7 protein-coding genes and 6 pseudogenes are annotated in these 10,354 nt (G+C 60.1%); 7 read left to right on the plus strand and 6 right to left on the minus strand.

Features of this window, described 5'->3' with window-relative positions; genetic code table 11:
* Window positions 1-158: 158 nt before the first annotated feature.
* Window positions 159-1,038, plus strand: a pseudogene (locus J8I82_RS38805) (IS630 family transposase); the annotation flags it as partial.
* Entirely contained in the window at window positions 1,021-1,455 is a 435-nt protein-coding gene (locus J8I82_RS36320) for a Bug family tripartite tricarboxylate transporter substrate binding protein (RefSeq protein WP_431831613.1), read from the plus strand. The pseudogene J8I82_RS38805 and the gene J8I82_RS36320, both read left to right, overlap by 18 nt.
* Before the next feature lie 81 nt (window positions 1,456-1,536).
* Here the strand turns inward: J8I82_RS36320 and J8I82_RS36325 are convergent.
* The 6 genes and pseudogenes from J8I82_RS36325 to J8I82_RS36350 all read right to left on the minus strand — a co-directional run.
* A pseudogene (locus J8I82_RS36325) lies at window positions 1,537-1,962 on the minus strand (transposase); the annotation flags it as partial.
* Between the two features lie 140 nt (window positions 1,963-2,102).
* Window positions 2,103-3,101 carry an aromatic/alkene monooxygenase hydroxylase subunit beta gene (locus tag J8I82_RS36330; RefSeq protein ID WP_209765242.1) on the minus strand — a complete coding sequence of 333 codons (999 nt, stop codon included), beginning with the start codon at window positions 3,099-3,101 and terminating at the stop codon, window positions 2,103-2,105.
* Window positions 3,102-3,113: 12 nt separating this feature from the next.
* Window positions 3,114-3,431: an MmoB/DmpM family protein gene (locus tag J8I82_RS36335; RefSeq protein ID WP_209765244.1), complete on the minus strand. Its 318-nt coding sequence runs from the start codon at window positions 3,429-3,431 to the stop codon at window positions 3,114-3,116.
* A 19-nt stretch (window positions 3,432-3,450) separates the two neighbouring features.
* A complete protein-coding gene (locus tag J8I82_RS36340) occupies window positions 3,451-3,786 on the minus strand; it encodes a monooxygenase system ferredoxin subunit (protein WP_209765246.1) in 336 nt (111 codons plus the stop codon).
* Window positions 3,787-3,793: 7 nt separating this feature from the next.
* Window positions 3,794-4,054, minus strand: coding sequence for a toluene-4-monooxygenase system B family protein (locus J8I82_RS36345; RefSeq protein WP_209765248.1), 261 nt, complete (start codon window positions 4,052-4,054; stop codon window positions 3,794-3,796).
* Between the two features lie 24 nt (window positions 4,055-4,078).
* Complete coding sequence (locus tag J8I82_RS36350; RefSeq protein ID WP_209765256.1) at window positions 4,079-5,584, minus strand: ferritin family protein; 1,506 nt, start codon at window positions 5,582-5,584, stop codon at window positions 4,079-4,081.
* 1,295 nt (window positions 5,585-6,879) lie between these two features.
* On the opposite strand from J8I82_RS36350, the pseudogene J8I82_RS39810 reads away from it, so the two are divergent.
* The 5 genes and pseudogenes from J8I82_RS39810 to J8I82_RS36370 form a co-directional block, all read left to right on the plus strand.
* Window positions 6,880-7,119: pseudogene (locus J8I82_RS39810) on the plus strand (transposase); the annotation flags it as partial.
* Window positions 7,120-7,461: 342 nt separating this feature from the next.
* Window positions 7,462-7,971 (plus strand): annotated as a pseudogene (locus J8I82_RS36360) (IS110 family transposase); the annotation flags it as partial.
* A pseudogene (locus J8I82_RS39815) lies at window positions 7,956-8,126 on the plus strand (transposase); the annotation flags it as partial. The pseudogenes J8I82_RS36360 and J8I82_RS39815, both read left to right, overlap by 16 nt.
* 104 nt (window positions 8,127-8,230) lie before the next feature.
* Window positions 8,231-8,374 (plus strand): annotated as a pseudogene (locus tag J8I82_RS38810) (citryl-CoA lyase); the annotation flags it as partial.
* A 151-nt stretch (window positions 8,375-8,525) separates the two neighbouring features.
* Window positions 8,526-9,485, plus strand: a complete 960-nt coding sequence (locus tag J8I82_RS36370; RefSeq protein WP_209765258.1) for a Bug family tripartite tricarboxylate transporter substrate binding protein — start codon at window positions 8,526-8,528, stop codon at window positions 9,483-9,485.
* The last annotated feature ends 869 nt before the right edge of the window (window positions 9,486-10,354 follow it).

Genomic DNA, 10,354 nt, shown 5'->3' on the forward strand with positions numbered 1-10,354 from the left:
TGCTCCTTGAGAAACGAGACTCCGAATCCTCGTTTTACTCCAGGGGGCTTACTTCCGCGGCCCTTCATAGTATCTAGTGTAGCGTTGCATTCTTGACGGAACTTATATTGAAGTTCTTGCTCTAACGTTGCTGCTGACGAAGCAGAGTGGAGCGCCTGATGCGAGTTGCCCTGGAGATAGTGCTTACCGGGCGAAGAACGCGAAGAATTGACGGGGCTGGTTCGCTCTAGGCTCACCAGTGTGCAACTTGCAGCGTGCACGCATCGTGCTGCTGGCCGCTGAGGGGATGGAGAACAGGACATCGCTGTGCAAGTAGGCGTGGGGCAGGTCCAGGTCTCGCGTCGGCGCGAGCGCTATGCACACGCGGCTAGCGGGCATTGAGCATGATCTTCCACGGGGCGCGCCGCCGCTCAAGGTGGATGTGGCCCGGCTGGTGGAGCTGACGACGCAGAGCAAGCCCGAAGCGGCCACGCACTGGAGCACGTGCAAGATGGCCGCCGAGTTGGGTGTCAGCGCCGCCAGCGCCTCGCGCCACTGGCGTGCTAATGGCTTGAGGCCCCACGTTGTGAGCGGCTTCAAGGTTTCGCGCGATCCGAAGTTCGTCGAGAAGCTCGAGACATCGTAGGGCTGTACATGTCGCCGCCCGAGCATGCGCTGGTGCTTTGCTGGGACGAGAAGAGCCAGGTGCAGGCGCTGGACCGCACCCAGCCCGGCTTGCCACTGAAGAAGGGACGTGCGGCCACGATGACGCACGACTACAAACGCCACGGCACGACCACATTGTTTGCCGCACTCAATGTGCTCGACGGCCAGGTCATCGCGCAGTGCCAGCAGCGTCACCGCCATACCGAATGATTGAAGTTCCTGCGCAAGATCGACCGCAAGACCCCGAAGGACAGGACGCTGCATCTGATTGCGGACAACTACGCCACGCACAAGCATCCCGCCGTGCAGGAGTGGCTGGCCAAGCATCCGCGCTTCAACATGCACTTCACGCCCACCTCGGCATCGTGGCTGAACATGGTCGAGCGGTTCTTCTATAAAGGCTCTGCACCCGCCTATCAGGATCTCATCGGTGGCGCGATCGATGGCTTCATTGACCCGGTGCTAGGTGTCATGTCGTATCACAAGAGTGGCATGGTCCGCGTAGTTGCCGTGACATCGAGGGATCGGCTGCCTTCGATGCCTGATGTACCCACGGTCGCTGAAACTGTGCCAGGCTACGAGTTCTACTCCTGGTACGGCTTATGGGGTCCGTCGAATTTGCCAGCCGACGTGACAAGGCGGCTTAACGCTGCGGTCAATGAAGCGTTAGCGTCGGATCTCCGCACCCGCCTCGCCGAGCAAGGCTACTTACTGTCGCCAGGCACGCCGGAAGACTTCGCGCGATTTCAGAAGGAGGACATGGTTCGCTCCGCCAAGATCGTGGCGGAGGCGAAGATTCGCGCGGAATAGCAATTCTCTGGCTTCCGCCCGCGTGTTGCGTAGTGGGGGCGATCGTTGGCCTGGATCAGTGACAACAGTTCCATGCTTACCCTTGAGATCGTCCTTGAACACGTAGACCGTCATCAGCGCCTTGTTGGCCGCCAGATGGTTGCGTAGCAGCAGCCAGCGCGAGGATTTCACCACCTTGCGAGCCACCAGGTCACCGCCCAGACGGCTCGCCTCGTCCACTCGAACTCTGTCGATGACCTCCCGTCCGTACTTGGCTACCACATGGAACAGGTCATAGACTACCTCGGCTTGCGGGCAATGCATGCGCACCTCCAGATCGAAGGCGGTGTTCATGTCCATGACGGCTGCACGTAGCCTGGCACATCCCTCAGCGCCGAGCAGTTCGAAGAACGGGCGGATGTCGTCTCGCGAGCGCCCGTGGCCCACCTACAGTACTCGCTTGCTCGATGGCTCGACGATGACCGTCGCGTAGCGATGACCTTTCTGGATCGCAAATTCGTCTATGGCGCTGACACATGGCGCAGCGACATCACCTTGCAAAGGGGGGTGATCGTGCTTTCGCTGCATATATGGACCCGACGTCGATATCTGGTATTTCATAGGGTTACGATGTGACTGTTGAGTCGTATCGCCCGGGACATCCTGCGTTACAGACCCGGCAGGCCGATGCTGTCCCAGAAGTCGCGCACGGCCGCGCAGGCCCTGGCTTTCGCGTTTGGCGCATCGGGCAACGCCGCGCAGTAGACACCGATCGCATCGTCCGCGAGGGGCGCCCACCGGGCGATCAAGCTGGCCAGCACGTCACGATTGCCCGGCGTCTCCAGGGCCATGCGGACGAGCGTGCCGGCCCAGCGCCGGTGCCGCTGGGCGTCGGCAAGCTGCGCGTCAGTCAGCAGGCCGAGCAGGGTGTCACCGTTGTGGCGCGCCACCTCGCCAAGCCCGCGTAGGACGGCTTCCTCCATCGCCGGCCGCAATACCAGGCTGAAGGCGATGAAGCACTCTGCCCAGTCCCATGCCACGAGCGCGTGTTCGACTAGCTTGCGCCAGCCCTGCCAGGCCGGGTCCTGCTCCCAGTACCTGCGCTCGTCGGTGCCAAAGCCCACGTCGGAGAAGGTCTGAGACAGCTCTCGCGTGCGATACGCGGTGTGGGTGAGCCACCGCAGCGAGTCGGCGGTCTGGTAGGCGGCACAGTTCGAGATGGTGGACGCCGGTGCCATCTGCGTCAGGTAGGCCGATCCCATTTGCAGCGCGTGGAACAGATAGCGCGCCGGGGTGTACAGCCGCGCCAGCGTACCGGTCCAGGAGCGCTCCAGCATGGAGTCGTGGCCGCGTTCGGAAAACTGGTCGAGCAGACCGTACACATAGGTTTCCTGCCCGTCCTGCAACATGTTGTAGGTGCGGTAGACGAGTTCGTCGGGATCGCGGAACGCATTCCAGTCAGGGTGTGACAGAGGCGAAGCGTTGCGGTGACGCTTGAACCACTGCGCCATCTCAAAGTTCGGATCGAGCTCGAACGGCGCGTCGGGGTTGTCGGTCGTGTAGTGAAGGTTCGTTGAGACGATCTCATACTCGCTCGGCTTGCGCCGGCGCGCGGCTAGGTGGCTCCAGGTTTTTAGCGGCTTGAGAACGTCGGGTTGCGTAGTCATGCTCGTCTCCGGTTACAGCGTCTTTTCATAATAGAAGCGGACGTAGTCGTCCGTAGTCTCGATTCGTCCCGCAAAGGAGCTGAGGTTGACCTCCAGTTCGGACATCCTGAACGGGCGGCCTAGCGCATCTTCGAGTGTGGACCGGCGCAGGATCAGTTCGCCGTCAGTGTCGATGCGCACGTATGCGAGCTTGTCGTCGACGCGAATCTCCTTCCCCGGATTGTCTTCCCGCGCGGCGTCGATGACGCCCGATGTGATGCTGCTCGCGCGCAGGATGGGGCCGACCCGGTTGTTTCGGTATGCTTCAGCGGTGTTGTGGTCCCTGCTCATGATCGGTTCCTGTGCAATATCAGCAGTTGGCGAACAGTGGCTCGATGCCATCGACAGCGATGAGGATGTCGTCGCCATCAACCTTGACGGCATACTCGGTAAGACGGTACCCGCCGGGGTTGATGCCCTTGCCCGTGTTGGCATCAAAGGTCCACTGGTGCGCCCGACACATCAGCACGCGCCCGTCGAGCTTTCCCTCTGCGAGCCGAATGTCCTGGTGTGGACAGATGCCCTGAAAAGCGCGTGGCGCGCGACCTTCGGGGCAGACGAGCACGATGATGTGGCCGTCTACCTCCACCTCAGCCATGTCGCCCTCCCACAGCTCATCGAGCGTGGAGGCTTTCCGGAAATTCATGTTGACCTCATGCATCGCAAAAGATGAATTCGAGCGACTCCATCGGTTTAATATCGGTGTCGCCGAGCCTGGTGTTGCGGGGGTAGAACTGGTCGCTCCCCTGGCGCCTCACCCGGACGACCTTGCCGGGCTGGGGTGCCACACGGCGGCCGACTGAATGGTGAGCGGCGGCCGCCGCAACTTCGTCCATCGAATTCTCTGTATCAACGGCGACGAGTTGCAGCACGAAGTCGTACTGAAAATTCGAAATCACTGGAAACAGTGCCATGGCATCCTCCATCTGGTGACCGCCTCAGGCGGCCTTGTTCTGTTCGCGCTGGCAGCGGTAGGCCTCTACCCATGCGTACTGGTGCGCGTCGTCGCCAATTTCGCCGGGGGCGAGGTTCATGTACCGGAGTGCGCCCCCCAGGTCGGTCGGCTGGACGTGCCCGGCGAGGAAACGGTCGACCAGGGTGAGGTGGTCGCGGTAGCGCACCGGATTCTGCTGAAAGACCCAGCGGTCGATTTCGGAGTTGAAGTGGTACGTGCGGCCGTTGTAGTCGAGCGGAAAATCTCTGACGTTCCAGCCATTGCCGGGCACGGCGCAGATCGGCAATTGGCTCATGTTGCAGACGATGGGCAGCGTCTCGGGGACGGTGAGCTCCTTCCTGCCCGTGAGCAGGTTGTCGATGATGACGTCCCAGGCCTTGCCGAACGTGTCGTTCCAGCCGGGATACTTTTCCTCAAGCCAATCACGGCAGTCCGGGGTCACGCCGGCGGCCGGGTTCCACCAGACTGTCGGGCGCCAGAACCAGATGCCCATCTGGTAGGCATGGTGCTGGCTGTCGAACTCATTGATCATTTGGTTCCAGAACCATGGCAAGTCGAGGCCGAGGTCGATCAACGTACGCTCGAACTGGCCAACGATCCACTCCGTCATGAACTCCTTGAAGGACTCTTTCCGATGCTGCAGCGGCGTGGCATAGTCCATTGACGTACCGGTCAGCAGGGAGAACAGACGCCATGCGCGAGCAATGGCCACATCCACGAGCTGCTGCGCCTGCTCCTTGCGCCTGTTTGCGATCAGGATCTGCAGGGCGGGGCCGCCGATCTGCGCGTGCCGCGACTCGTCCGTTTGGATGCTCGAGATCAGGCTGGCGAAGGTGAAGTCGCCGGCTTCCGCGGCATCGGCCGCCAGGCCGAGGAACTGCATGTTGGTGAAACCGGTTTCGAAGGCGAACGTCAGCATCACGGCGATCTCGATCGCGCTTCGCGACATGAACAGGTCGTCGAACGTGCTGCGCGCGGCGATCGCGCCCCACTCGTTGGTGTGATAGGCCTTGTGCGCCCAGTCGAACTGGCGGTCCTTCGGGCAGTAGTCGTGCGGGAAGTAGAGCTGCAACTGCCCGTGGCGGTTCTCGTCGAGCATGCCGAACGTCGCCATATTGCGCATTCCCGGCGCTCGGCCGAAGCGGGCCATGCGTGCCTCGGCGCTCATCGCCGCATATTCGCCGAGCGCGATGGCGCCATAGTGTGCCTTCAGGATCGACAGCCAGCCGGGGTCAGCGTCTTCGAACATGCGGCTGCGCTCCAGCGCGGCCTTCACGGAGTAGGCGCCGGCGTCCTTTTCGCGCTGAATGCGCACGTACTCCGCATACGAAGTCTTGTAGGGCTCGTCATAGCTTTCCCAGACTTCCAGGGGCACTCCCTGCGCCCCGGCCATGACCTCCGGAAAGAGGTCTGACTCTGCGACGTACGTCGGCGTCCAGTTTGTTGTGCGGGCAATGTCGTACCACGCTGCGCGTTTCAATAGCGCCATGGGATATCTCCTTGGTGGATGTTATGTCTTCTTGTTTTGCAGTCCTGTTGCGAAAGTGCTGCATTGAAAAATCCTTGAAGCATGAGGATGGGGGGTGCGCGGGCCGAACTTGAGGTCAGGATTTCTGCAGCGCAAAAACGGGCCGTCCCGCCTGGATTTGATGAAATGCACGCCCTTTTCACAGCACCTGTAACTTCATCAACTGATAAAAATCTCGAGGAATCGCGCGAATACGACGCATTCGTGTGATCCGCCCATGAATCGATCATTTGATGAAAGCACTCCGAAATCGATTCGTTCGAATCATCAAATCACCGCAATAAGCGCGGCATTCTTCGCTCCTCATCGGCTGTGAGAAGGGCGGGCCGACCCCACCCCTTGCCAGTCGATGCTTGGCCGCAAGGTGACACGCCAGCGTGAAGTCAGGTACTTGCCGCCGCCGCACGTACCCTATCAAATACAGCGAACACAACACTGAGTCGCAAAATCAGTGCACTCCGCAGTCAGAACGCAGGAGTCCAACTTCGGAGGTCCGCGTGAATTCGTGCTGTGCAGTCCGTCTTAACGGACCTCCAAAATCCTTTTGTTAGGGCTCTCTAAGAGCAAACCGGAGGAGGCCCGTCCGGAGATTGCAGCACCAGCCGTGCCAACCCATTATTGGCTCGGACACATACTCATCAGCCAAGGCAGGCTGGGCCGAACCAATCAAGATGACGGCAACGCTTACTGACACAATGATATTAAATTGATTCATAGAAATTCTCATGTGTGAGAATTTCTATGAATATGAAATTTTGTTTCAGGAATGTCTAATCTTGAGCAATATCTAGCTTCCACAAGCCGCCGTTCTACCAAAGACGGTGGTGGAGGTGGCCATTTGTTGTTGCAAGCGATATCCATGCCAGCAGCCGTGAATCTAAACAGCGAAGCTGTAAGCCAATTAATGGAGCATCATTTTTCGAGAGTGTAAGCAGACAAAGCCTACAAATTCGACCGGCTTGGTCACTGTTGCAACAAAAAGGCCCCGCCAACAGTCGTTGAATGATTCTACGTTGCTGACCATCCTGGACCGATTAGCTCACCTAGCAGCCATCAGGCAAGGCGAAACCGGCACGACCTGAATGCCGCTGTACGACTGGTCCTGCAACAGAGCGACAAACTACCCGCTGATTTCAGCGTCTTCAGCCATATGCATGGCGGTCGTGAACGAGGGCCCAACCCATGATCCAAGGCTTCGTTCTACTTTCTTGGGACCAAAGCGCTTCCTATAGCTAAAGGGCTAAAGGCAATCCGGAATCGAAGCGGCGCTGGGTTTCGCTGCGGCTCGTGGTGCGGCTCGCGCCGTGGTGCATTTGGGCTATAAGCCGGGCGAGCCCAAGCCAGCCGAGCAGTCCAATGCTCGTAACGGCCTCAGCGGCAAGACCGTGATCACCGAGCGCGGCCCGGTGCGGGTCGAGTTGCCCCGCGATGGCAGCTTTGAGCCTGTTCTGATCCCCAAGCCTGCTCATCTCGGCGTTCATCGCCCGTTCGATGATGGCCTTGCAATATGCCGATGAAGAAGAAACGTACGGTGGCGTCTCAGGCTGCGGACCCGCGGGCCACTGCCGACTTTGCCTGATGGCTTGCTGGATGAGTTGGTCAAAGGGCCGATGACCCCCAACGAGGTCCAGGACCTGATGCAATGGTTATTACCTCTCATGATATGTTTCGTACACAAAGTCCCGAATAGGTCCGAACGCTCTTACTATTCTTCAGGTTTTGCGAATCGCGGTCCGACCTGTTTTGGAAATCATCTAGCGGGCCTCCCCCCCGCCGCCCTGGCGGGCGACGGGGTTAAAGTATGTTTGCTCAACCGCTTTACCCGTAAGGAGGCCAACATGGAATATAGTGGCATTGACTTGCATTCGAACAACAGCGTAGTCACCATGATTGATGAAGCTGACCGGGTCATGGCGGAAAAGCGGCTGCCCAACGATCTGACGAAGATTCTGCTTTTTCTTGCCCCGTGGCGAGACGAACTCGCCGGCGCCGTAGTCGAATCGACGTTCAACTGGTACTGGCTTGTCGACGGCCTCCAGGAAGCAGGGTTCCAGGTGCACCTGGCCAACACCACGGCGATCAAGAAGTACGACGGGCTCAAGCACAGCGGGGATGAGACCGATGCGCGTTACCTGGCCCACCTGCTACGGTTGGGAATTCTTCCCACGGGCACCATCCTGCCGCCGCAGCACCGTGCCGTCCGCGACCTGGCCAGGAAACGCATGCAACTGGTACGCGGCCGCACCAGTCACATCCTCGCGGTTGAGAATATTACCGTGCGTCAGTACGGCAGCCGAATCACGAGCAATCAGGTCAAGCGATTGGGCGAAAAATCTCCCGGTGCGATGCACGCGGACGTAGCGGAGTTCTGCTGACGTCGCTGCTCGATCGCCGACGCTTCAAACCTGCTGACATCGTCGCCTGTTACGAGCGCCGCTGGCAGATCGAAACGAGCTACCGGGAACTGAAGCAGTCGATGCTCGGCATGGAGCTGACCTTGCGCAGCCGAACCGTCGATGGGGTATGCCAGGAAATCTGGGGCGCCCTGATCGCCTACAACCTGATTCGCCGGGAGATGGCCAGCGCCGCCCGAGAAGCAAAGCTCGCGTCGCCCGCTCGGTCGGCATTCTCGCGCACGCATGGGAGCAGACCAACCAGGGCGGGCGCAACAAGGGACCGATCCCTCGGCAGTTCCTGTGGACGTATGACGGCACGCCGCAGCGCGACGTGCCGCAACCTCCGCGCGAATAGAACCACGATGCGGTCTTGCGACGAGCGAGACGTCACCCAATGCATCGCCCGACAAGACGCGGGCGACGGCAGTCGCCCCGCCATGACCCGCACCGCCTCGGCGCCGCCTTACCGGCGCCGGACAACGACAAGCCACACCAAGGAGACAACCATGTTGAACCGACTGATCGCTACCGTCGCCATGCTCTGCGCCACTCTGCCGGGCTATGCCGAGACCTGGCCCAGCAAGCCGGTGCGCATCGTCGTGCCGTACTCGGCCGGCGGCACCACCGATTTCGTTGCCAGACAGGTCGCGCAGAAACTGACTGAAAGCACTGGCAAATCCTTCTTTGTCGAAAACAAGCCGGGCGCCAGCGGGACAATCGGTACCATGCAGGTCGCGCGCGCCGCACCAGACGGTTACACCCTGCTCGCGAATGACACCACGTACACGATGCTGCCGTCACTCTTCAAGACCCTGCCATGGGACCATGAGCGTGACCTGGTGCCGGTCACCACCATCGCGCAGACGCCGGTAATTATCATCGTTCCTGCCGGATCGCAATTCAAGAACCTGCAGCAACTGATTGCATACGCCAGGCAGAACCCAGGCAAGCTCAACTTTGGCTCCGGGGGCGCAGGGAGCTCGACACATCTGGCCGCAGAAGTGTTCGAGAAAAGCTCAGGCGTCTCCCTGACGCACATTCCCTACAAGGGCGCTGGCGAAGCATTGATGGGGCTTATTGCCGGAAATGTCGATCTGCTGATTACCGCGACACCCACTGCGATTCCGCAGGTCAAGGGCGGCAAGGCACGGGCGCTGGCGGTCACTGGTGCAGCCCGTGTGCCGACACTCCCTGAGGTGCCGACGTTCACCGAGGCTGGATTGAAAGATTACGCCGTGACCAACTTGTTTGGTCTCGCTGCACCGAAGGGGACGCCGCCGGAACTGGTTGCCAAGCTTCAGTCCGAAGTGCAGAAGAGCGTGCAGAGCGCCGACGTCAAGGAGCGACTGGCAAGCATGGGGGCACAACCCGGCGGAATTCCGTCAGCGGAGTTTGCGAAACGGATCAAGCAAGACACCGTTACATGGACGCAAGTGGCAAAGGCAGCCAATGTCAAGCCAGAGTAAGTGGTGCGGCGCCCTGGGCAATCGCTGCCACTGAGACGGTTGCACCAAATTTTCGTTTAGTTTGAAGGTAGCGATGGGAGGTGGATAGGCGCCAGCGGCGGACGAGGGCAAAGTGCGGGATCCTTTCGTGCGGGAGTTGCGAAGAGCTTCTGGGCGCAAGCGCGAACCACGACCACGGGTCGCCGGCATCGATGACTGGGCGATCGCACGTGGTCACCAGTATGGAACGATTATCGTCGACATGGAGCGACGAGAGCCGATCGAAGAGCTCGCCGGCAGGGAAGCCACTGCGGTGACTGCGTGGATGCGTGCGCACCCATCGATCGCGATCGCCGCCAGGGACCGGTGCCTACGCCGGGAGGGACCGTTAACTCTGATGTAGGTTGCACACGACGCGCGCCTCCGCAATTAGCCAATCTCGCCTGCTAGGACACGAGAGCCGATGACCCTTAATGTCGTCCTGCCACCGAAAGCGTCCCAATACCGCCACACAAGAACGCTATGGTATGGGCTTCGAGTTCGAAGATTTGAGGAATCCATGCGTGCACTGAGCCTGTTGTTGCTGATGTGCCTAGTGGTGGCCGATTTGGCTGCCTGCGACGCGAATGCCCAGCCTGCCGCCGCTGCGGCATCCTTGACTCAAGTGGGTTCGCCTGCAAATGGAGTATCCGGGGCCATGAGCGGGGCGCAGCGACGGATATCCTTCCCGTTCCCGCGGACGCACAGCCACGCCCGCAGCGATGGCCGACTTCTCAGCAAGTTCTCCGCCCTGGGTATCCGCAACCTAATGCACTAGTACAACATCCCGCAAATATCTTTAATAATTATCGGGCTGTAAATAGGGCTCCAGGAGCGTGACGATCAACTGG

Origin of the sequence: Cupriavidus consociatus (assembly GCF_017814975.1) — a bacterium.
GTDB lineage: Bacteria > Pseudomonadota > Gammaproteobacteria > Burkholderiales > Burkholderiaceae > Cupriavidus > Cupriavidus consociatus.

Bases quoted from the DNA above. Each gene is read 5' to 3' on its own strand.
- J8I82_RS36320 (WP_431831613.1), top strand. From the start codon at position 1,021: ATGGTCGAGCGGTTCTTCTATAAAGGCTCTGCACCCGCCTATCAGGAT.
- J8I82_RS36330 (WP_209765242.1), bottom strand. From the start codon at position 3,101: ATGACTACGCAACCCGACGTTCTCAAGCCGCTAAAAACCTGGAGCCAC.
- J8I82_RS36335 (WP_209765244.1), bottom strand. From the start codon at position 3,431: ATGAGCAGGGACCACAACACCGCTGAAGCATACCGAAACAACCGGGTC.
- J8I82_RS36340 (WP_209765246.1), bottom strand. From the start codon at position 3,786: ATGAATTTCCGGAAAGCCTCCACGCTCGATGAGCTGTGGGAGGGCGAC.
- J8I82_RS36345 (WP_209765248.1), bottom strand. From the start codon at position 4,054: ATGGCACTGTTTCCAGTGATTTCGAATTTTCAGTACGACTTCGTGCTG.
- J8I82_RS36350 (WP_209765256.1), bottom strand. From the start codon at position 5,584: ATGGCGCTATTGAAACGCGCAGCGTGGTACGACATTGCCCGCACAACA.
- J8I82_RS36370 (WP_209765258.1), top strand. From the start codon at position 8,526: ATGTTGAACCGACTGATCGCTACCGTCGCCATGCTCTGCGCCACTCTG.